At 46.9% G+C, this 22,912-nt stretch carries 18 protein-coding genes; 11 read left to right on the top strand and 7 right to left on the bottom strand.

Translation table 11 applies throughout. The features are described from left to right. Positions 1-101: 101 nt before the first annotated feature. Positions 102-1,739: an NAD-dependent malic enzyme gene (locus MARGE09_RS18320; protein WP_255711730.1), complete on the bottom strand. Its 1,638-nt coding sequence runs from the start codon at positions 1,737-1,739 to the stop codon at positions 102-104. A gap of 701 nt (positions 1,740-2,440) precedes the next feature. On the opposite strand from MARGE09_RS18320, the gene MARGE09_RS18315 reads away from it, so the two are divergent. Continuing rightward, complete coding sequence (locus MARGE09_RS18315; protein ID WP_236984484.1) at positions 2,441-6,010, top strand: CHASE domain-containing protein; 3,570 nt, start codon at positions 2,441-2,443, stop codon at positions 6,008-6,010. Between the two features lie 84 nt (positions 6,011-6,094). Here the strand turns inward: MARGE09_RS18315 and MARGE09_RS18310 are convergent, their stop codons facing one another. From MARGE09_RS18310 to MARGE09_RS18300, 3 genes are all read right to left on the bottom strand, one after another. Beyond that, on the bottom strand, positions 6,095-8,020 hold the full coding sequence (locus MARGE09_RS18310) for a M48 family metallopeptidase (RefSeq protein WP_236984482.1): 1,926 nt from the start codon (positions 8,018-8,020) through the stop codon (positions 6,095-6,097). Between the two features lie 99 nt (positions 8,021-8,119). Next, the gene (locus MARGE09_RS18305) at positions 8,120-8,716 is read right to left on the bottom strand and encodes a LemA family protein (protein ID WP_236984481.1); all 597 of its coding nucleotides are present in this window, start codon (positions 8,714-8,716) and stop codon (positions 8,120-8,122) included. 89 nt (positions 8,717-8,805) lie between these two features. Then, positions 8,806-10,353, bottom strand: coding sequence for an MFS transporter (locus MARGE09_RS18300; RefSeq protein ID WP_236984479.1), 1,548 nt, complete (start codon positions 10,351-10,353; stop codon positions 8,806-8,808). A gap of 153 nt (positions 10,354-10,506) precedes the next feature. Between MARGE09_RS18300 and MARGE09_RS18295 the strand changes: the two genes are divergently transcribed. The 4 genes from MARGE09_RS18295 (at position 10,507) to groL (ending at position 14,330) form a co-directional block, all read left to right on the top strand. After that, a complete protein-coding gene (locus MARGE09_RS18295; protein ID WP_236984477.1) occupies positions 10,507-11,556 on the top strand; it encodes a DUF481 domain-containing protein in 1,050 nt (349 codons plus the stop codon). Between the two features lie 127 nt (positions 11,557-11,683). Further along, a complete protein-coding gene (locus tag MARGE09_RS18290; protein WP_236984475.1) occupies positions 11,684-12,136 on the top strand; it encodes an FxsA family protein in 453 nt (150 codons plus the stop codon). A gap of 178 nt (positions 12,137-12,314) precedes the next feature. Then, positions 12,315-12,608 carry a co-chaperone GroES gene (locus MARGE09_RS18285; RefSeq protein ID WP_236984473.1) on the top strand — a complete coding sequence of 98 codons (294 nt, stop codon included), beginning with the start codon at positions 12,315-12,317 and terminating at the stop codon, positions 12,606-12,608. Between the two features lie 72 nt (positions 12,609-12,680). Further along, the gene (groL, locus tag MARGE09_RS18280) at positions 12,681-14,330 is read left to right on the top strand and encodes a chaperonin GroEL (RefSeq protein WP_236984471.1); all 1,650 of its coding nucleotides are present in this window, start codon (positions 12,681-12,683) and stop codon (positions 14,328-14,330) included. A gap of 80 nt (positions 14,331-14,410) precedes the next feature. Here groL and MARGE09_RS18275 read toward each other — a convergent pair whose 3' ends face one another. From MARGE09_RS18275 to cmoA, 3 genes are read right to left on the bottom strand one after another with little or no spacing between them, the layout of a single operon-like run. Continuing rightward, complete coding sequence (locus tag MARGE09_RS18275; RefSeq protein ID WP_236984469.1) at positions 14,411-14,872, bottom strand: methylglyoxal synthase; 462 nt, start codon at positions 14,870-14,872, stop codon at positions 14,411-14,413. 19 nt (positions 14,873-14,891) lie between these two features. Further along, positions 14,892-15,866, bottom strand: a complete 975-nt coding sequence (cmoB, locus tag MARGE09_RS18270) for a tRNA 5-methoxyuridine(34)/uridine 5-oxyacetic acid(34) synthase CmoB (RefSeq protein WP_236984467.1) — start codon at positions 15,864-15,866, stop codon at positions 14,892-14,894. 16 nt (positions 15,867-15,882) lie between these two features. Further along, positions 15,883-16,653 carry a carboxy-S-adenosyl-L-methionine synthase CmoA gene (cmoA, locus tag MARGE09_RS18265; protein WP_236984465.1) on the bottom strand — a complete coding sequence of 257 codons (771 nt, stop codon included), beginning with the start codon at positions 16,651-16,653 and terminating at the stop codon, positions 15,883-15,885. Between the two features lie 331 nt (positions 16,654-16,984). On the opposite strand from cmoA, the gene flgB reads away from it, so the two are divergent. From flgB to flgG, 6 genes are all read left to right on the top strand, one after another. Further along, a complete protein-coding gene (gene flgB, locus MARGE09_RS18260; protein WP_236984463.1) occupies positions 16,985-17,392 on the top strand; it encodes a flagellar basal body rod protein FlgB in 408 nt (135 codons plus the stop codon). A gap of 55 nt (positions 17,393-17,447) precedes the next feature. After that, positions 17,448-17,885, top strand: a complete 438-nt coding sequence (gene flgC, locus MARGE09_RS18255) for a flagellar basal body rod protein FlgC (RefSeq protein WP_236984462.1) — start codon at positions 17,448-17,450, stop codon at positions 17,883-17,885. A gap of 14 nt (positions 17,886-17,899) precedes the next feature. Then, on the top strand, positions 17,900-18,613 hold the full coding sequence (locus MARGE09_RS18250; protein WP_236984460.1) for a flagellar hook assembly protein FlgD: 714 nt from the start codon (positions 17,900-17,902) through the stop codon (positions 18,611-18,613). A 96-nt stretch (positions 18,614-18,709) separates the two neighbouring features. Then, the gene (locus MARGE09_RS18245; protein ID WP_236984458.1) at positions 18,710-21,163 is read left to right on the top strand and encodes a flagellar hook-basal body complex protein; all 2,454 of its coding nucleotides are present in this window, start codon (positions 18,710-18,712) and stop codon (positions 21,161-21,163) included. 129 nt (positions 21,164-21,292) lie between these two features. Beyond that, entirely contained in the window at positions 21,293-22,042 is a 750-nt protein-coding gene (locus MARGE09_RS18240; protein WP_236984456.1) for a flagellar basal body rod protein FlgF, read from the top strand. Positions 22,043-22,101: 59 nt separating this feature from the next. Beyond that, positions 22,102-22,887 (top strand): flagellar basal-body rod protein FlgG, encoded by a 786-nt coding sequence (flgG, locus tag MARGE09_RS18235; RefSeq protein ID WP_236984454.1) that lies wholly within the window; start codon positions 22,102-22,104, stop codon positions 22,885-22,887. The last annotated feature ends 25 nt before the right edge of the window (positions 22,888-22,912 follow it).

The following is a 22,912-nucleotide window of genomic DNA, read 5'->3' as shown; positions in this document are numbered from 1 at the left end:
AGCGCCCACGGTTGAGTAGTTCGGCGCATAATCGATCGAGGGTTTTGCGGGCAATTGCTGCAGCGCGCATCAATACGGTGCAGCATCGCAGTGGTGGCGAATTATTCGTAGTGTGGGTCGTACATTCTTTGGGCGATGGTTTCTCGCAGGTTAAGTGGTGGCTCGGACTGAGCGAGTGCTTGTGCGTAGGCTGTTTTGGCAACGGCCACGGCAATATCTAGCGATACCTCACGGATGCGCGTTAGCTTGGGGTAAACCGAGCCTGCGGCTACTTCTTCTTCGGTGACGCATTGGGCTAGTGTGCTTGCGGCGGCTAAAAACATTTCGTCAGAAATCAACTTCGCCTCGGCCACAATAGCGCCTAGGCCAATACCTGGGAAAATGTAAGCATTGTTACCTTGGCCCGGTTGGTAGCGGTTGCCGTCATATTCCACCGGCGCAAAAGGGCTACCACTGGCAAAAATGACGTGGCCATTGCTCCAAGCATAAGCTTGTTCGGCAGTGCATTCTGCTTGAGAGGTTGGGTTTGATAGGGCAAATATCACTGGGCGTGCATTGTGTTCGCACATTTTACGAATCACGCTTTGGTTGAACGTGCCGGGGCAGCCTGTTGCACCGATTAGCACATCGGGCTTGATGTCTTCTATGGCTTCGATAAAAGGCATTTGCGTGTGTGCGTGGGCATAGGGCAGGTTGTGGGACATTAAGTCGGTGCGGCCTTTAACGACTAAACCGCTAACATCAACAAACCACAGTCGGGCCAAGGCTTCGGGTTCACTAAGACCTTCGGCCATTAAGGCGACTTTTAATAGGTCGGCTATCCCTGTAGCGGCAGAGCCTGCGCCTAAAAACATTACTTTTAGGTCTTTGAATTGCTTGCCGGCTGGTTTGCAGCTGGCATATACGCCGGCAAGTGCTACGGCTGCCGTGCCTTGAATGTCGTCGTTAAAACACAGCACTTGATTGCGGTAAGTATTTAATAATGCGTAGGCATTGGGCGTTAGGAAGTCTTCAAATTGAATTAAAGCCTTGGGGAAAGCATCTTGAATAGCGGTAACGAATTCGTCGACTAACTGAATGTAGTCTTCCCCGCGAATGCGCGGTATCGGTGTGCCAAGGTAAAGTGGGTCTTCACGTAGGGCTTGGTTATTAGTGCCAACATCCAGCATAACAGGTAGGCATTGCTCCGGTGGAATGCCAGCGCAAGCGGTGTAAAGCGCTAGCTTGCCAATGGGGATGCCCATGCCATTGGTACCTAAATCGCCTAAGCCGAGTATGCGTTCACCGTCGGTGATAACGACAACGCGAATGTCTTTTTCGGGCCAGTTATTCAGAATTGTACGAATGTCGCCTTTATCGCTAGGGCTAATATAAAAGCCGCGCGGTTGGCGAAATATATGGGCAAACTCGCGACAAGCTTGGCCTACGGTGGGGGTGTAAATAATGGGCATTAGCTCTTCTATGTGGTCAATTACCAAGCGATAGAACAGCGTTTGGTTGCGCCCCATAAGCGACTGCATAAATACGTAGCGTTCGATGTCGCTGTCTTTTCGCCGAATATTGGCCAGCGCTCGGCGCTTGTGATCGTCCAAGCCAAAAACAGCGGGCGGTAACAAACCGCGCAGCCCAAGCGCTTCGCGCTCTTGATGATTAAAGGCAGTACCTTTGTTGTGACGAACACTGGAGAGCAAGTCAAAACCGCGAAGGTTATGTGCGCTCATTGATTTCTCCTTGACCATTTCTGGGCTTTGGTAGGGCGTGCTTGCTATAAGTATGTGCGCTAATTGGCATTTTTCCCAACACTCAATAGAGATTTATTTACTCAAGTGTTGCTGCTGCAGGCTATGCGCGCTAGCGCAAGCCACACATTAACCTAAGAACAGCAGGAATTAGGCCACTTGCCGTTGCCGCTGGCGGTATTGGGATAGTTTTATTGTGGGGGTGGGGTTGTTGTATCGGCAAACCGAAAGTGAGGGCGGCAATGCAAGATGCCAATGGTCGAACGGCTTTAGCCTAATAGCTTTGTTTTTTAAATTGTAACTATGCAGGCATCTACGAATTTGTGCTTCGCTAAAGCGGCCCTGACAGTCAAGACCAATTTCACTCTCCCGCAATGTCTACCTTCACGCATCCTTGCTGAGGCTGAGGCTGGGCTCTATGTACGCGATCTTGATACGTGAATGCCTAGAAAGTAATCAGTCAGCTCTCCGAGTGAGCAATTTTTTTTTATGGCTGAATAGTGACTTCAAATTAATAGAACAATAAGTGATATAGCTGCCTTTTAAGGCATTACTTCGGTTTTGTGGCCTCTTATTATCGAATTTGACGCTAAGCTTTAGGAGGCTGGGGCGAAGCTTTGCCTATTGGAAGCTGTGAGTCTTGCCGTGTGGCATGCAAGGTGAACTTAGTGAGTTGTAAGTTTTAATGGGTTAATAGCTTAATGGGTGTATTAAAAAGTACCGAGAAACCAAACCAGAGCGAGCGTATTTTTGCCGCTTTGTTGCGCGGCGTAAATATTGTGCACAGCCCATTTACCGGCTGGTTAGTGCTTGGCTTGTCTTTGCTGATTACAGTATCGGCATATTGGGTGGCTAGCCGGCAAATGGATATTCTTGCGAAGCAGCAGTTTCACGCGCATGCCGATGAAATTCACAGCGCCATTCGAGAGCGCATGCTGGTATACGAGCAAGCATTGCACGGTGCGGTTGGGCTGTTTAACGCATCGCAAAAAGTTGATCGCGATGAATGGCGCTCGTATGTGAACTCTATGAATTTAAAAACGCGCTTGCCGGGTATCCAAGGGGTTGGCTATGCCGCGCAGCTTTCCCCCGAGCAATTGGCCTCCCACGAAAGCGAAGTGCGCAGTGAAGGCTTCCCCGATTATTCTGTGCGGCCGCAAGGGGCGCGCGAGTACTACTCTTCGATTGTCTACTTGGAGCCATTTGATTGGCGCAATAAGCGGGCCTTTGGTTATGACATGTGGTCTAACGAGGTCCGGCGTGAAGCCATGCGTCGTGCGCGTGATACCGGTGAGGTGGCCACCTCAGGCATTATCACCCTAGTGCAAGAAACCGATAAAGACGTACAAAAAGGTTTTTTAATGTATCTGCCTTACTATGGTGGCCATCAAAGTTTTACGGACTCTTCTGAAATACACAACATTCAAGGGCGGCGTAAGCATTTTGCCGGCTGGGTTTATGCTGCGTTTCGTGCCAATGATTTAATGACCGGAATTTTAAATGGCAATGATCCAAATCTAGGTTTTACGATTTACGATGGTGACAGCGTTGTGCCTGAAGAAAAATTGTATCGCTATCGAAAAGCCAGCTCGACCGCGCGGACTAATACATTTTCGTTAATAAAACCTATTAACGTTCAGGGGCGGCTGTGGTCAGTTGCTTACGAAGGTGATGCAAGTGCCATGTTAAGTTTGCAGCAGGCGCAGCAGCCTTTTTATATTTTAATGGCAGGCATTGTTATTGATGTACTGCTGTTTTACGTGATTATGTCGCTTCACTTCGTGAATAAATATGGCCGAGAGCAAGCCTTAAAATTACAGCAATCACAAGAAGCCAGCGAGAAAAATTTAGCGCATCAGGCCCGTTTAATTGACGAGGCCGAACGCGCATCGCAAACGTTTTTTGAAATAGCACCCGATGCACTTCTGGTGGTTTCGGCTGACGGGCATATTGTGCAAGCTAACCAGCGAGCCCACGACCTTTTTGGCTATTTACCGAATGAGCTAACAGGGAAAAATATCGATGCTTTAGTTGATACGTCTGTAGCTGGACGGCATGCCGAGTTACGTGCTTCTTACACGGCAAAGCCGGTTTCTCGCAACATGGGAGCAGACAGCGCATTGGCTGCGGTTAAAAAAACTGGCGACTCGTTTCAGGTAACGGTTAATCTTGTGCCTTTAGAGTACCGAGGTGAATTGCATACTGTGGCTGCGGTACACGACGTAACCGATCAAAAAGCTGCTGAAGAAGCCCTAGCGCAGGCGAAAGAAAAAGCCGAATTAGCCAATCAGTCAAAAAGTGAATTTTTGGCAAATATGAGCCACGAAATTCGTACGCCATTAAATGCAGTGCTGGGTTCGGCGCAGCTGCTGGAAAAAACGTCTCCATCTGCGGCGCAGCAAAAATACGTCAGTATGATTAGAGGGGCGGGTGAATCATTGCTCGGTATTATTAACGATATTTTGGATTTTTCTAAGGTCGAAGCCGGTTGCATGGAGTTGTCGGCCGCACCGTTTGATTTGGATGAACTGCTAGAGCGCTTATCGATGATGATGAGTGTTAATGCGGGCGATAAAACCTTACAGCTGGATATTACCGTTGCGCCTTCGGTGCGTCGTTCCTTGGTTGGGGATGCGCTGCGGTTGCAACAAGTACTAATTAATTTAACCTCTAACGCGATTAAATTTACAGCGCAAGGCAGCGTTAAAGTATTAATTGAAGGTGATTTTAACGCGCAAAATCAGCTACAGAATATTGTATGTACGGTATCTGATACTGGCATTGGCATGACTCCTGAACAGCAGGGGCAATTGTTCAGTGCATTTTCGCAAGCCGATGGTTCTATAACGCGTCGTTATGGCGGTACGGGTTTGGGGTTAGTAATTTCTAGCCGCATTATAGATTTAATGGCGGGCCGAATTTTTGTGACCAGCGAGGCTGGCACAGGCACCGTTTTTGGCTTCTCGATTGATTTACCCGTAGCGCAACAACAGCCGCGCATACCTTTTATTACCGATAAGCCCTCGCGGGTATTATTGTGCAGCGGGCACGAAGGTACTTGTGCGAGCATAAAGGCAAGCATTGCTTATTGGCAGTGGCAGTTAAGTGTTCTTTCGCCCAAGCAGTTGTTGAATGCGCAGGGGCTAAACGGTGTGGATTTAACCTCGGTCGATTTTGTGTTAATCGATGTTGATGAACTTGGCTGTACCTTGGCGCAAGCGCATGAAAGCCTAATAACGCTAGGTTTATCGGCGAATACGCCGTTTATTATTTTGTTGAGTGGCTGCCAGCGTGGAATACTTTTAGAAGAAAATAATCACTCTTATTTTTCAGCGCATGTGACCAAGCCGGTTGCAGCCCAAACATTATTGGCAGCGCTTAATGAAAACTATATGGCCAGCCATAATAATCATCGTTTAGTGGCCGAAAAACATGACGATGAACACGTGTTGACTTCGTTGCATGGCATAACGGTTTTATTGGTAGAAGACAATATACTCAATCAAACGATTGCACTGGATGTGTTGTCGGATTTTGGTGTTACAGCCACTGTGGCAAACAATGGTCAAGAAGCTATTGATGCTTATCTGGCGGCCTTAGCTTCTGATAATGGTGTGCGATATTCGGTGATATTAATGGATGTCCAAATGCCGGTAATGGATGGTGTAACAGCGACTAAAATACTAAAAAATGAACATCAGTGCGCTTTACCCATTATAGCGATGACAGCTGGGGTGCTGGAGTCTGAGCGTGAACAGTACAGCGCTGCAGGCATGGATGGCTTTGTCGCTAAGCCTATTGATCATGACGAACTGTATCGTGAAATAAAAAAATGGCTACACAATGCGCCGGCTGATAATGACGATAGTCAGCAATTGCAAACAGTGAGTGACCAACAAGAAGGAGAAAATGTGGAAATATTAAACCTTGAGCGTTTAAATGATTTAACGCGTGGCCGCGCGTCTAGAGTTACGCGTTTATGCCAGTCGCTTAGCGCTGTTATTGAAAGTGGTGATGTGCCGCTAAGTGATGCCGAGCGCGCTGTAAATGAAGGCGATTATCAACAGGCCAAGTTTTCTTTGCACAGTTTAAAAGGCCTGGCAGGCAATTACGGCGCAGACCGCTTACATACACATATTCAAAATGTAGAGGCCATGATTGAAAGCGATCAAGTGCAGAGTTTAGGGCAGGAAATCGAAGTATTAAAAACTGAAATGGCCGAATTTATTGAGTGTGCTCAGCGCTGGGTTGATGATAATCAATCGGCTTAAAAACTAGATAACTTATAGCGCCTACCAAAGGCGCTATAGCGTTGAGTGCCTTGTGAAGGGCTTTTAGTCAGGTAGCAAGTGCGGTTACAGCTTGATATCAGGTACAGGGCAATCGAGCACTAATGCGACCATGCGCAGTAATGTAATTTCATCGTCGGTAATGGTGCCATCACTTTTTATGCAGGCCACTAAAGCTTTCAGTAATGCCGGTTTGCTAAGCGGTTTAAGTTGACTTAGTTCGGTGAGCGCCGCGTCTAATTTTTTTAGCGATACAGCTTCTGGGGGTGTTAGGTTGACCGCTAAAATAGTATTTACATTATTCAATAATTGTATGCGCTCGGCAGCATTGGTATGGCTGGCGGCATAGTAAAATAGAACGCCCAGCGCTTGTGCGCAGTCACTCAGCTTCTTATTACCGCTTAAGCTTGCCTTAAAAGGTGCAATGGCTAATCGGTAAATACACCACTCAAATAACGAAAGTTGTTTATCTGCTTCAATCAGCGCTTTAGCGCAGGATTTAAAAACACCGGCTTGCGTAGCGGATTGATCTTGCAGCGCACTTTCTGCCATTAATAAAAGGTTGTAACAATCGCTTTGGCTAAGGGGGTATATTGCCGGCAACAAATTGGCTAGGGCTTTAACGGTTGCTGGGTGTGCATTGTTACCTAGGTGGTTATGTTGTGCTTCATGAAACGCTTTGGGGGTGTTAGCGATGATCAGCCCGTAAATTAAGGCGCGGGCACTGAATGCGTTATGGCTAGCTTCAATTAACGCGCTAGGTAGCTGTTTGATATGGGCTTTGGCGGCGTTAAGGTTTTGTGCAGACGGTTGGCCCACACAATTGACCAGTGCATCGCCGGCTTGTGCTGCCGTCATGGTATGCGCAGTAGCGCTGCCATTTGATCCGGCAAAGCCCACTGTATTGTCCATGGTACTGTCGGTTGCGGTGTTACTGAATTGTTGGTGTTTGTTGCTGCCAGAAGCGCTTGCATCTAACGAGTGACCAAGCCGGCTTATGCGCTCTTCAATATCGGGGTGAGTGGAAAAGAGGCGGCTAAAAAAACGTGCATGCAAGCTTGAAAAATAGAAGTGACTATACTGCTCGGCATTTTCAGCATCAATGCCGGCATCAGCTGGTCCGCGCGCGATTTTTTTTAAAGCATTGGCTATGCCCTCGGGGTTGCGGGTAAATTGCACGGCGCTGGCATCGGCTAGGTACTCGCGCTGGCGACTAACGGCGGCTTTAATTATATTGCCACAAAAAGTGCCGGCATAACCTATGGCCATTAACGCAAGCCCAACCCCTGCTGATTTATTATCCGAGCGTGACCTACTGCTGTGATACCGCCGGCGGCCAAACATAGAGCCGCCCACCATGTGTTGGCCTATCAGACCAATTAATAAAATGCCGTGTAATAGCGCAACAAGGCGCATATTGATTTTCACATCGCCAAAGTTGATATGGCTAAATTCATGGGCAACAACACCTTGTAATTCGTCGCGGGTAAGCTGCTCCAGCGCGCCTTCAGTAGCAGCAACAACAGTTTGGTGGCGATTAAACCCCGCGGCGAATGCATTAATGCCTTGGCCGGGGATTACAAAAACCTTAGGCACAGGGTTGCCAGATGCTAGCGCCATTTCGGTCACTATATTAAAAAACTGTTTGTGTTGCGGGTTGTCGGTTTCGGGGTGAACGTGTTTGGCGTTCATAGACAGTGCGACTTCAATACCGTTGCCGCCAAGCTGAAAGCTTTTATAGGCGCTGCCTAATAGTATTACTGTTAATGTCCCCAGTGCGGACCAGGCGAAAACAGGGCTGGTAAATAAGGTGGTTAAGTAGTCTAGGTTTGTCCATTGGGTGCCCATTGCGGTTTGTGTTTGAAAATAAGAGACAACGCCAGATACGACAATGGCCGTAAATAATGCAACGGCGGTTACCGCTAAAGCGAGCAGCAGCACAAGGCGAGTGGTTTGGCGTCGGGCTTTATCTTGATGTTCAAAAAAGTTCATGGCGGCTATTGCATCTCGGTCGATGAATAAACAGCCCGTAATGTTAGGGCTGTTTATGGCAGCTAGGCAGGGGACATCGTCTTGTTAGAAAGACACCCGTTAAAAAGACACTTTAGGCGCTTCTGCAATGGCGGCGCTGTCTTCAAATTCTAATAAGGCGGCTTTTTGATTATGGCCAAACATGCTGGCAAAAATAACAGTAGGGAAGCTTTCGCGAAAAATGTTGTAAGCCATAACGGCATCGTTAAACGCCTGGCGTGCAAAACTAACGCGGTTTTCGGTAGATGATAGTTCTTCGGTTAATTGTTGCATGTTGGTGCTGGCTTTAAGGTCGGGGTATGCCTCCATTACCATGTTAAATCGGCCCATGGCTTGCCCCAATATTTGCTCTGCACCGGCAAGCGCATGAATGTGGCTGCCATCACCGGGGTTTTTACCTGCCGCGCTAAGCTCGGAGGCTGCCGCATTACGTGCTTTTACTACTGCCTCTAAGGTTTCGCTTTCGTGCTTAAGGTAGGCCTTAGCGGTTTCGACAAGGTTAGGGATTAGGTCGTAACGGCGCTTAAGCTGGACTTCGATCTGGGAAAAGCCATTTTCAAATTGGTTTTTTAGTTTGACCAGTTGGTTGTATAGGTAGATGACGTAAAGTGCAAAAATCACAACAACGCCAAGAGTTATCAAGCCTGAGGTGCCCATAATCAATTCCTGTTACATGTAAGTTTTTGGTGAGTCTAATCCAGTTTTACGTGACTGCCAAGCCTTTGTTGTTCGGTGCTAGGTTGTTGTCAGTCGTTTCGCAGCGTTAGCAACTTGAAGCGTAGCCGCCAAAGCAGCACAAGGCTAGGGGTAACCATTAAGGCCGTAATGGCGAAAAAGAGCGCCCAGTCACCGTTGAAAATATCGACTAATAAGCCGCTATTGCTGGCTAATAGTGTCCTCCCTAGATTGCCAAGCGAGGCCAAGAGTGCGTATTGCGTTGCCGAAAATTGGTGGCTACAAAGATGTGAAATAAAGGCCACAAAAGCAACCGTTGCCCAAGCACTGGTGAAACCATCAATAACGACAGTGACAAAATAGAGCCATTCAACGGGCCCAGCGATGGCTAGCAGGCAAAACATTAAGTTGCTCGCAGCCATAAACAGGCCGCTAACCATTAGGCCTTTTAGTAAACCTAGGCGAGCATTAAGTATGCCGCAGGGGATTACGCAAGCCATGGTTACAAGCCATGTGAGCATTTTAGAATAGGTGGCTATTTGTGTTTTGCTAAAGCCAATTTCTTTGTAAAACACTATCGACATTCGGCCTAAAAATGCTTCGCCAATTTTGAATAGAAAAATAAACCCCAGCAAGCTAATGGCAATGGCCGGGCCGTTGCGCATAAAAAAGTCGCGCAGCGGCAGAATAAGGGTGTGGTAAGTGTTGGCGAGTAGTTTTTCATTAAATGAAGCGGCATGTGATAACCCTTGGCTGGGAAGCTGGCTAAGGGTGTGCAGCAAAAAGCCAGCAAGAAAAATCTCGATAGCGATAATTACCGGGATAAACCCTTGTGATTGCTTAAAGCCTGCGGGAATACCCCAGCCACCAACAGCCCAGATGGCAATGCACCATGGCAGGGCCATTAATAGGAGTAGAGCCTTTTGGTGAATTTTTGAGCGACACTGGGGCAGTAGCAATGCTGCTGCTTCAGGTTGAGATGTCGTAGTTTGGGCGGCGGGCATTAAAATGCATAGCACTGTTGTGATCGCGGTAATTGTGGCTAGTAGCAGGTATAAGCTTGGCCAGCTCCAGCCGACATCCGATAGTGCCAAGGGAATAAAGCCAATAGCCGCGTAACCTGTCCACCAGCCGCCGGTAGCGGCCGCGGCACCGGCAGAAATTAAGGCTTTTTCTTGCGGTTTAAAGCTTTGTACTCGGTAGGCATCAATGGCGATGTCTTGCGTCGCAGAGGCGCAAGCGAGTATTAAGGCAATAAGGATGAGTGTCTTGGCTGCATCTGTTGGGGCAAAAAGGCTCATGCTTAAACAGCAACAGGCAATAATAATTTGACAGGTAATAATCCAGCTTTGCTTATTGCCGGTTTTGTTGCGCGTACCCAGTACGCGAGCAAGTGAAAAACGATCGACCAGCGGCGCCCATAAAAAGTTGATGGAGTAGACGGCAAATATTAGACCGGCAAAACCGATGCTGCTGCGGCTTAACCCGGCTTCTTGCAGCCAAAGTGTTAGCGCAGAGCCAATCATTACCCACGGGAGACCGCTAATAATGCCGAGTAAAAAGATACTAATGATGCGGCGATCTAAATAAATATTTGCTGTTTTAAACGTTGTGAGCACAAGAACCACTCGTGTTATCTGATCGAAACTGCGGTTTTTGGTGGTTACCTCAGCATGAGAGCCATAATGTAGCAGGAATTTTGAGAGGAGAGTCTCACTAAAAAGCATTTTCGGTTATTATGCACACATTCTAATCTGTTGGGAGACGCGTCCGTGAAGTTAATTTTAGGTATTGCATCGAGCTTATTAGCTGCATCTGCTATGGCTGGTCAAATTGAATTGAAAAATGGTGACAAAATAGGTGGCCAATTAAAATCTGTACACGGTGAAAAGCTCGTGTGGAAGGCCGATAAAGTGGGTGAAGTGACTGTCCAAAAAGCGGACATTCAAAACATCACCTTACCGGAGCCGGTAAAACTGCGCGGCTACGACGAGCCTTGCCAGCTAACCGAATTCGCCGGCGGTATGGTTCGTTTTAACTGTGCTGAAGAAGCAAAAGAGTATTCTCTATTAAGTTTGCACGATGTTGTGCCTTTTTCGTCTTATGAAGATTCCCTGCACAGCTACAGCGGCAAGCTAACACTGGTTGGTACTGAAAAAAGCGGTAACGTTGAATCGAGCGACTGGTTGGCTGCATCGCAGGTTAAGTTGCGCATCAACGACTTTAGGCACGATTTTGAATTGCGCTACACCGGTGAATATTTAAAGGTTGAAACCGAAGAGGGGCAGGCCCCAGTGAGAAGCAGCGTGAGTGAATACTACAAAGGTTTTTATGGTGTTAACTGGTTCTTTAAGCCGCGCTGGTATTTGTTGGGTGATTTAACCGCCGAAAAAGATGATGCCAAACAAATTTCAGAGCGCTATGTGCTTGGTCTGGGTTCGGGTTTCCAGTGGTGGGAATCGGATATTACCGCGCTTAAATTGGAGGCCAGCTTACTAGAGACCAAAGAGCACTACGACCTAAGCGCTGCCGATATCGCTTTGGGCACTGAAGGCCGCAAAGAGTTTTCTTCTGGCCGTATTGCTGTTGATTTTCGCTATTTGTTTGCTCGCGATATTGCCTTTTTTCACCGCAGCAATGTATCGCAAAACCTAGACGACAGCGATGATTGGCGTGCTAATGCTGATACGGGCTTATCGGCTCCATTGGGCTTTGGTATATCGGCGAGCTTACTAATGACATACGATTACTTGAATCAGCCTCAAGAAGGCGTTGAGAAATCTGATACCACTTACCGTGTGGGTGTTACCTATAAGTGGTAGAGTACTGAATAGATAGGCTTGCCTTGAACTTTATGCTGTAAGCCTCATTGTTGTTTTACGACAACCCATAAAAAACCCCGTCTAGTACGGGGTTTTTTATGGGTTCAACTTTATACATGGTGTTGTTATGCGTGGGTTTTTACTGTTTGTGGTGTTATTGCCGGTTTTTGACCTGGCCCTAATGGGACACTTAATTGGCTTTTGGAATACCATTTTTCTTGTCTTGGGCTCTGCCGTTATAGGCTTTGCGTTGATTCGCTATCAAGGTATAGCGGCGTTGAATGCAGGCCGGGCCAAACTTGCCGCTGGGCAAATGCCTTTATCGGAAATGACAACGGGGTTGTTTTTGGCGTTTGCTGGCGTGCTGTTTATTCACCCTGGCTTTATTACAGATTTGCTGGGGCTCATTTGTTTGATTCCTGGTGTGCGTCAACTGATGGCAAGTTGGGCTTTGGTGCGTTTTTCGAAAGGAGGGCGCAACCCCTTCGAGTCGCAAGAGACAATCCTTGAGGGGGAGTTCGAGGAAGTTAGGCCCCGAGATGCAGCGCACATTGAGCAACACGAATCGAAAAAAAACTAAAAAAAACAGTTTGCGGGTGTTGAAATCGATGATTCCGCTCCCATCATGGCTGCACATCAGTTCTGCGTAGTTGTTGAGTTGTCACTGCGCAACCCCGCATCTGCGGTTTTAATAACAGTTCTACTCTATTAAAAGGTAGAACCATTTACAGTAAATCGTACACTTTGGAGATTCGTCGATGAAAATTCGTCCCTTACACGATCGTGTTGTAGTGCGTCGCAAGGAAGAAGAAAAAATGAGCTCAGGCGGTATTGTGCTTCCTGGTTCAGCCACGGAAAAACCTAACCAAGGTGAAGTGGTTGCCATTGGTTCTGGCCGAGTGTTAGACAATGGCGAAAACCGTCCTCTTGACGTTAAAGTGGGTGACATTGTAGTTTTCGGCAAATACGCCGGTACAGACACCATTGAAGTTGATGGCGAAGAGCTGATCATTATCAGCGAGAGCGACATCAAGGCCGTTGTTGAAGCATAAATCGCAATAGCGATATCTCTTCCAACTCATTGAATTATAACCCTACTGACAAATTAGTAAGGAACCAGGATCATGGCAGCTAAAGAAGTATTGTTTGGCGACAGCGCTCGTCAGAAAATGTTAAAAGGCGTGAACGTATTAGCGGACGCAGTAAAAGCAACTTTAGGCCCCAAAGGCCGTAACGTTGTATTAGAAAAATCTTTCGGCGCACCAACAGTCACCAAAGATGGTGTTTCTGTTGCTAAAGAGATCGAGCTTAAAGATAAGTTCGAAAACATGGGCGCGCAAATGGTTAAAGAAGTTGCATCACAAGCTTCAGACGAAGCGGGTGACGGCACAACCACAGCGACTGTTTTGGCTCAATCTATCGTTAACGAAGGCCTTAAAGCAGTAGCCGCTGGCATGAACCCGATGGATCTGAAGCGCGGCATCGACAAAGCAGTTATTGCAGCGGTTGCACACATCAAAGAAATTTCTAAGCCTTGTGAAGACACTAAGTCTATTGCACAGGTAGGTACTATCTCTGCAAACAGCGATACCGCTGTGGGTGACATCATTGCTGAAGCCATGGAAAAAGTGGGTAAAGAAGGTGTTATCACTGTAGAAGAAGGCAGCGGCCTTGAAAACGAACTCGACCTTGTTGAAGGTATGCAGTTTGATCGTGGCTACTTGTCGCCTTACTTCATTAACAACCAAGACAGCATGAGTGTAGAGCACGATTCGCCGTTCTTGCTTTTGGTTGATAAGAAAATCTCTAACATCCGCGAACTTCTTCCTGTATTGGAGGCTGTTGCTAAAGCTGGCAAGCCTTTGGTTATTGTTGCTGAAGATGTTGAAGGCGAAGCGTTGGCAACTTTGGTTGTTAACAACATGCGCGGTATTGTTAAAGTTTCTGCTTGTAAAGCGCCTGGTTTTGGTGACCGTCGTAAAGCGATGTTGCAAGATATTGCAACTTTGACTGGCGCTACTGTTATCAGTGAAGAAGTTGGCCTAGACCTAGAAACCACAACGCTTGAGCACCTTGGTCAAGCTAAGCGTGTAACTATGTCTAAAGAGAATACAACTATCGTTGATGGCGCTGGTAATGCAGACGAAATCAAGGGTCGCGTTTCTCAAATTCGCGCGCAAATCGAAGATACTTCTTCTGATTACGACCGTGAAAAACTTCAAGAGCGTGTTGCTAAATTAGCTGGCGGTGTAGCCGTTGTTAAAGTTGGCGCTGCAACTGAAGTCGAAATGAAAGAGAAAAAAGCACGTGTTGAAGATGCATTGCACGCAACACGCGCCGCTGTAGAAGAGGGCGTTGTGCCTGGCGGGGGTACTGCTTTGATTCGCGCTGTTGCTTCTATTGTTGACCTTGTTGGTGACAACGAAGATCAAAACGCGGGTATCGCTATTGCACGTCGTGCGATGGAAGCGCCTTTGCGTCAAATCGTAGCAAACGCTGGTGAAGAAGGCTCTGTTGTTTGTGACAAAGTGAAGTCACAAAACGAAGCGACTTATGGCTACAATGCCGGTACTGGTGAGTACGGTGACATGATCGCAATGGGTATTCTTGATCCTGCGAAAGTAACACGTACTGCGCTTCAAGCAGCGGCTTCTATTGCTGGCTTGATGATCACTACCGAAGCTATGGTTGCTGATGCACCTGAAGATAAGCCTGCAGCAGCTCCAGACGCTGGCGGCATGGGTGGTATGGGCGGCATGGGCGGCATGATGTAATCTTTGCTCCCACGCAAACCAAAAAAAGCGGCTTTTTAGCCGCTTTTTTTTGGTTTAAAAGTGGGTGTTTTATGCGCTAGCTAAAGTTGCTCGCGCTTGTTTTTATAGCTGTCGTAATTGGGAATCATACGCTCCAGCGGGCTATTAAATAGCGGGCTTGAAATAATCAGGTCGGCGCTTGCGCTATTGCAGGCAATGGGAATATTCCAAACGGCGGCTAAGCGCAACAGGGCTTTTACATCTGGGTCGTGGGGCATTTGAGTGAAAGGGTCCCAAAAAAAGATTAAGCAATCAATTTTCCCTTCTGCGATTTTACTGCCAATTTGTTGGTCGCCGCCGAGCGGCCCACTTAAAAACTGTTTAACCTGTAAGCCCAGCGCAGTAGCGACTTTGCCGCCAGTGGTGCCCGTACCGCATAAGTGGTGGTGTTCGAGTAGCGCTTTATGTTTAGCTACCCAGCTTAATAAATCTGGTTTTTTATTGTCGTGGGCAATCAGTGCGATGGTTTTTTTAGCGGGCAATGCAGCTGCAATATATTCCATAAACCTACCTGTTGAGTGATTACTGGGGTTTTGTTGCTCTTATTACAACACGTTTTGGGGCAGGGTAGCCTTCAATGGTTTTGCTGGTGTCGTTAGGGTCTAAAAAGTCCTTCAGTGATAAAAATTGCATCCATTGTGTTGCGCGCTGCTCATCAAGGCTAGTGGTATTAATATCAAGACAATGGATGTCCTTAAAGCCCGCTCGCCTTAACCATAATTCCAGCGTTGGTATCGAGGGTAAAAACCATACATTGTTCATCATTGCGTAACGCCCTTCAGGCATTAGGCTGTAGCCGAGCTCACCATCAGCAATAAGGGTTTCTAGTACCAGTTCGCCGCCAGCTTTTAGGGTGTCTTTTAGCTCCCTTAAATGATCAATAGGTGAGCGCCGATGGTACAGCACGCCCATTGAAAAGGTCGTATCAAAAGCGTTTAGCGAGCTGGGCAGTGCCTCAATGCCCATAGGCAGTAAGTCAACCGGGGCCGTCGCTAAATACTTTTTGATTTGATGAAATTGGACAACAAATCGTGGCGACGGGTCGATGCCTATGACGCGTGCGGCGCCTTCGCCATACATTCGCCAGCAGTGGTAGCCGCTGCCGCAACCTACATCTAAAACCGTTCGGTTTTTCAGTGGGCTAATGCCTTTAATCACTCTGTCCCACTTCCAATCAGAGCGCCATTCAGTGTCAATGAAAGTGCCAAACACCTGAAAGGGACCTTTACGCCAAGGGATTAGTGCGCGCAAGCTAGCATCTAGTTGCGCCTGTTGTTCGCCGGTGAGGTCTTCAGGTAAACCGATTTGTACGCGGTCGGTCAGTGTGACTTGGCTTGGATTTATTTCTGGCATAGCAGCAAGCGCATCTAGCCAGCTTGGCAGGTCGCCATAGCGTTTGGTGCAAAGCCCATTTTGGGCGGCGCTTGGGATGGCATCGGCAAGGGCTTGCAATTTGCTGCCTTGCAGGGCGGTAATTAAAGGGCTGTAATCAATCATAGGTGCTTATGGGCCATTATTTAAAAGCAATCATGGAGGCAAAGTTAAAGCATTGGAACCATAGCTCAACACCGCTAAAACCTGCTTCTTTTAGGCGCGCTTGGTGGCTGGGGAAGCTTTCGGGGATAAGTACGTTTTCGAGTGATTGGCGCTTCTGGGCAATTTCTAAATCACTATAGCCTTGGCTGCGCTTGAAGTTGTGGTGTAGCTCGATCATTAATTCGTGGTGACGTGGATCATCAAAGGCCAGTTTCTCAGACAAAATCAAAACGCCGCCAGGCACGAGTGCTTGCGCAATGCGCTGCAGCAAGGCTGTGCGCTTTTCGATAGGTAAAAACTGTAAGGTGAAGTTGAGTACAACAACGGACGCAGGTTTAAAGTCTACGCCGTCAATATCGGCTTCAATAATGCGAATATCAATGTGTTCGGGCGTATCCTCTTTTACCAAGCTTTGGCAGCGCGCAACCATTTGAGGAGAATTATCGATGCCGACAATATGGCATTTTTTGGCGCCTAGGCCATTGCGCATTGCCAAAGTGGCTGCGCCCAGCGAGCAGCCTAAATCGTAGCAGTGGGTATCGTGTTGCGCATACCGTGCGGTGAGCTGGCTGATCATGTGGATAATGGTGCTATAGCCGGGTACCGAGCGCTGGATCATATCGGGAAACACCGATACCACTTTGTCATCAAAACGAAAGCCTTCAACGATATCGCTAGGGCTGGCGTAAAGGGTGTCGGTGGTGGGCGTATCCGCGTGCTTGTCCTGAGTATTGTTCGATGGGGTCATTGTGGGCCTCTTATCTATGTTGCCATTTTACCTGATGCCAGTACAAAAGCCGAAATCTGCTGTTGTGCAGTGATATTGGCTTTGCTTAAGGCGGCGTGAGTAATCGGCAAGGCCTTGCCGCTTTGGCTGGTTCGGCAAAATATTGGCGATAAAAATAATTAGCGCAACCTTAATAATTTTTATATATAACAATAACTTAAAAAAATTATTGGGCGTGAAAAAGGGCTTGGCCTTGCGCTTGCATTCACCTTACTGCAAAGACAACTTTACTATTTAAGTGGGTAATAATTGACGAACCCTGCAAATAGTTAATTGAGCAGTGAGGGCTAACATGGCGATCTCGTTTAAAGACACTACCGGTATCTATGAGAGTGCGTTAAGTCTTCGTAGCAAGCGTTCCGAAGTTTTAGCGGGCAATTTAGCCAATGCCGATACCCCTAATTACAAGGCGCGCGATTTTGATTTTCACTCGGCACTCAATGCCAGCATGGCAACACCGAATGCCTCCGGTGGTCATATGCGTGTGACACATCAAAATCATTATCAAATGAATGGCGGCTCGCCTTTGGGTGGCGAGTTGGAATACCGAATACCTACCCAGCCGAGTATCGATGGCAATACCGTTGAAGAGCAGGTAGAGCATGCGGCATTTATGGAAAACACCTTAGAGCACCAAGCGGCTTTTACCATGTTGAATAGCCGTTTTAAAGGCCTTAAGGCCGCTATAAAGGGTGAGTAATTACACTTTAAGGCCGTAAAAATAGTTTTAGTGATGTATATGGGGAGTAATAACGATGAGCTTAAATAATATTTTTGATGTGGCAGGTTCTGGTATGAACGCGCAAAGCGTGCGGCTAAATACTACCGCGAGCAATATCGCTAATGCCGATACCGCATCATCAAGTACCGAAGATGTTTACCGTGCTCGTCATCCTGTATTTAAAGCGAGTTTCAACCAAATGTTAGGCCATTCACAAGAGGGGCTAAACCCGCAAGACGAAACTGCTGGCGTGGCTGTGTTGGGAATAGTGGAGTCGGATGCGCCTTTACAACCTCGTTACGAGCCGGATCATCCTATGGCCAATGAAGACGGTTATGTGTATTACCCCAACGTTAATGTTGTTGAGGAAATGACTAATATGATTTCGGCCTCACGATCTTTTCAAATGAATGTTGATGTCTTGAATTCGGCAAAACAAATGATGCAACGTGTTCTTTCTATTGGCCAATAAGCGTCGGAGTTAATATGACAGTTTCAGCGGTAGGTCAATCATCGGCGATTGATGAATTAGGCATTGCAAATAAAACGAAAGACGATCCGAAATCGGGCGAGCTAGGGCAAAAAGCTTTTTTAAAGCTCATGATTACTCAAATGGAAAATCAAGACCCGCTTAGCCCGCAGGAAAACACCGAATTTATTGCTCAATTGGCGCAATTTAGTTCTGTTGAAGCGCTTGACAGCATGAATAATAAATTCGATAACTTGACCGAAAATTTTGTCGCCAATCAAGCATTGCAAGCGTCTTCGTTAGTTGGCCGCTCGGTGGCTGTTCCCAGTGAAATTGCCCAATTAGACCCGAATAATGTCGTGGCGGCGAGCGTCGATATTCCCGCAAGCACACAAGATGTATCGGTGAAGATTTACAGCGAAGGTGGTGCCTTGTTGGATCAAGCAAATATTGGGGCGCATAGCGCCGGCGAGATGGTTGTACGCTGGAACGGTCAGCAATTGGAAGTGAATGGTACGGTAATGGATTGGGAAAGTAGTGCTGAAGGTGGTCAGCCTGCAGGTATTTATCGCATTGAATTTGAAGCCTCAATTGATGGAGAACCGACCCAGTTAGAGGCTGCGTTAAGTGCTAATGTCAATAGTGTAACCGTCGGTAAAGATGGCATGTTAACACTGAATCTAGCCGGTATTGGCCCTGTGAAAATGTCTGATGTTAAGCAGTTTAATTAAATGGCATTTCTAAATTTTTTAGCGTGATTTTTTAGTTGTAACCAAGGTGCTTTGTAAATTATTGCAATGCTACCCCCAGAAGTATAGGAGCGTTTTATGCCTTTTAATACAGCCTTAAGTGGTATTCGTGCCGCTTCCAGTGATTTAAAAGTCACGGGTAATAATATTGCGAATGCCTCGACATCGGGCTTTAAGCGGTCGCGTGCAGAATTTGGCGATGTGTATGCCATCAGTGTTTTAGGTTCAGGGTCTAATGCAATCGGTAGCGGGGTGCGCTTACAAGATGTGGCGCAAAACTTTAACCAAGGCAGTATGGCATTTACTGAAAACTCTTTAGATCTTGCAGTTAATGGCAATGGTTTTTTTGTTGTTCAGCAAGGTGGTGAACAATTTTACACTCGCGCTGGCACATTTGGTTTAGATAAAGACGGCTACATTGTTAATAATGTTGATGCTCGCTTGCAGGGGTTTCCCGCCGATGGGTCGGGGAATATCAGTGGCCTGCAAGGTGATATTCAAGTGCGCACCAGCAATTTAGCACCGCGTGCAACAACCGAAGTGAATATGCTATTAAATCTTGATGCCTCTGAACCTGTATTGCAAACAACCGGTACTGCGTTTTCTACCGATGGTAATGCGGTGGGCGTAACGCAGGCCGGTTTGAGTGATGATACGGTTACAACGATTGAGGGCACCTCCTTTACATTTCCAATAACAAATGATTTTAGTAGTACGCCGATGACATTCGATGTCGAATTAACGGCTTCAACAGGGAATAATGGTACAGCATCTGTCAATTTAACCACCGCATCTGGTACCCCAGCAACAATTACAAATTTTAATGAGTTGCGTACATTAGCTGGTGTGATAAATGCTCAATTGTCGCAGCCTACACCACCGCAATCGAGTATTGATGTACTGGCAGAAGCGGTCGATTTAGGGGGCGGTAGTTATCGCTTAGATTTCGTGGCCGCTATTTCTGGTGAAGCATCACAAGTGAGAGTATCCAATGGTTCTGCAAATACCATTGAGATTGGCATGGCGCCATCGCCTGCAATTAGTACTTCTGTTGCCGGTATCGCTGCAGTTGATAACGGCTATCCTCGGCAAGCGATTGATGTCACCGATGACGAAGGTAATACAATTACTTATACAGCGGAAAAAGGCGCTACTGCTGCTGAGACTGCATCAGAGTTGAATTCTTTAACGGGTGTAACGGCTTCTGCTTCTTCGACGTTAACAATCCCATTTAGTGGTTTTACCAATAGCAACGGCAACATGACCGTGACGGTAAACGGCGTTCCCCTTGGGGCTGATAATTTATCCTCTTTAGAATCGAATATTAATTTATTATCGCGGACAACCTTGCCTGGTATTTCGGCTTTAGTGGATCCTGACACGGGAGATTTAACGATTTCATCAAGTGTTGGCGATAATTTACAAATTAGTATTGATAGCTTGGATGATGGCGATAGTGTGGAAGTGCTGGGTAATCCAAATGCACCCGGGGCCATACTTGAAGTGGATGATGACGGCGTGTTGAATAATCCGTCGGCACTACCATCGGATGCAAATTCTGTTGTTGTTGGCGGTAGTATTGATATCGTTTTAGATGAAGGGTATTCGGTTGCCAATGCAGTGCCCCCTTCGGTAGGTTTATTTGGGCCTTTAACGAGTCAAGCTTTTTCAGATGTGGTTCTGAATGATTTCGATCCGGCCGATCAAGACACTTATAATTGGGAAACACAATTAACTATTTTTGATAGCTTGGGTAATTCTCATGTTGTTACGCAATATTATGTGCGTCAGGAGTACGATGTAGCTGATCCCGCCACGGCGCCAAACCATTGGCAAATGTTTGTTCGCATAGATGGTGAGGATGTTGGCGATCCAGATACCTCCTTACCACCGCCGGAAAATACTTTGCCTACGCGTGCAGGCTACGACGTATATTTTAATGATGACGGTTCTTTAAATCGCTTGTTAACAGAAGATATACTTATTTCGAACTGGACGCCAAAGGATGTCAATGGTGAGCCTAATGGCGCTATGGGGCCGACGAATGTATTAAATGGTGGGTCTACATTAATTCCTGATCCACCAACGAGCTCTAATTTTGTAATTAATCTTGAAGGTACAACGCAGTTTAGCAGTGATTTTTCCGTTAACGATGTTGACCAAAGTGGTTTTACTACAGGCCGTTTGTCTGGCCTAAATATTGGTGACGACGGCGTTATTTTTGCTCGCTTTACCAACGGCGAATCTCAGGTGTTGGGGCAAGTGGCGCTAGCTGATTTTGCCAACATGGAAGGGTTGCAACCTGCAGGCGATACGATGTGGGCAGAAAATTATGAATCAGGTGCCCCTAATATTGGCGGCCCCCAAAGCGGTGCTTTAGGGGCTATTCAATCCGGTGCTTTAGAAGAATCTAACGTGGATTTATCGGAAGAGTTGGTGAACCTAATTATTGCGCAACGCAATTTTCAGGCAAGTGCTAAAACAATTGAAACGGCCGATGCCGTGACGCAAACGATTATTAATTTACGATAGTTTTTCTTTAACATTTATTATTTACCACTATTTAAACGGGGCCTTTTGGCCCCGTTTTTTGTTGGCACTGGCCTTGCATTTCAACTATTGAATAGAATTTAAACAGCAAATAGTTGACGCGGGTGAATAATGGATAAAGCGCTTTATATAGCAATGACTGGTGCCAAGCATAATATGCTGGCACAAACCGCACATGCAAATAATTTAGCTAACGTCAATACAACGGCGTTTAAGTCTGATTTTGCCGCTGCGCGCAGTATGCCGGTATTTTATGGTGAAGGTTTACCTACACGGGCCTTCAGTATGACCGAACGACCCGCTACAAACCTTGCCCATGGTGCTTTACAGCAAACCGGTCGCGATCTTGATATTGCTATTGAAGGCGATGGTTTTTTAACGGTGCAAGCACCGACCGGAGAAGAAGCCTACACCCGTGCCGGCAACTTGTTTATTGATAGCGTAGGTATGTTGCGTACCGGCAACGGGTTGCCGGTAATCGGTAACGCGGGGCCCGTTGCCGTGCCGCCTAACTCTAAAGTCGAAATTGGTACCGATGGCACAATTTCCATTATTGCTGCTGGGCAGGGTGTCGACGCCCCAGCAGCAATCGATCGCATTAAATTAGTCAAGCCAGATCCCGGGACTTTAAGTAAATCTGAAGACGGTTTGTTTCGCCAATTGGATAACCCAGAGCCATTAGACCCCGACGGTGCTGTTAGTGTGATATCAGGTTTTTTAGAAGCCAGTAATGTAAGCGCTGTCAATGAATTAACCAGCATGTTAACGCTGGCACGGCAATACGAAATGCATGTGAAACTGATGGCAACAGCAAAAGAAAACTCAGAAAGCTCTGCACGTTTAATGCAGTTTAATAATTAATTCATTTTAGCCGACGTTATGTCGCTAATAGATTGGCCATTTTGGCATTGAGGTGATTTATGCACGCAGCATTGTATGTCAGTAAAACAGGGCTTTCGGCTCAAGATAAGCAGTTAACGACTGTTGCGAATAACTTGGCGAATGCGTCGACCATTGGTTTTAAACGTGATACCGCGGTATTTGAAGACTTGCTGTACCAAATTCAGCGTCAGCCAGGCGCCGATTCAACCGCTGATACTCAGTTGCCTACAGGTTTGCAGTTAGGGACGGGGGTGCGTGTTGTTGCAACGCAAAAACAATTTACCGAAGGTAGCTTACAGGTTACCGATCAAGCGCTAGATGTTGCAGTCGATGGCCGCGGTTTTTTACAAATATTGCAGCCTTCCGGTGAAATTGCCTATACCCGCGACGGCCAATTTCACTTAAATCGCGATGGTCAGTTAGTGAATGCCGGTGGTTTATTGCTAGAGCCCAATATTACTATTCCAGAAGGCGCAAATAACGTCACTATTGGTACTGATGGCGTGGTTTCGGCCTCTATTCCCGGTAACCCCACACCGCAAAACATCGGCAATATTGATCTTGTTGATTTTATTAATCCCGCGGGCCTACAAGCTATCGGTAGTAATTTATTTGTTCAAACCGGCAGTAGTGGCGACCCCATTAATGGTGCGCCCGGACAGAATGGCATGGGCCAATTAATGCAAGGTATGCTGGAAAATTCCAATGTCGATATTGTACAAGAGATGGTCAATATGATTACCACGCAGCGGGCCTATGAAATGAATTCCAAAGTGGTATCAACAGCTGATCAAATGCTGCAGTTTATTACACAGAATGTTTAATTTGAGTTATTTGGCATTGCAGGTG

This window comes from Marinagarivorans cellulosilyticus, assembly GCF_021655555.1.
GTDB classification, from domain to species: domain Bacteria; phylum Pseudomonadota; class Gammaproteobacteria; order Pseudomonadales; family Cellvibrionaceae; genus Marinagarivorans; species Marinagarivorans cellulosilyticus.
The sequence above is the reverse complement of the archived record's forward strand: the minus strand, read 5'-3'. Positions and strand labels throughout refer to the sequence as shown.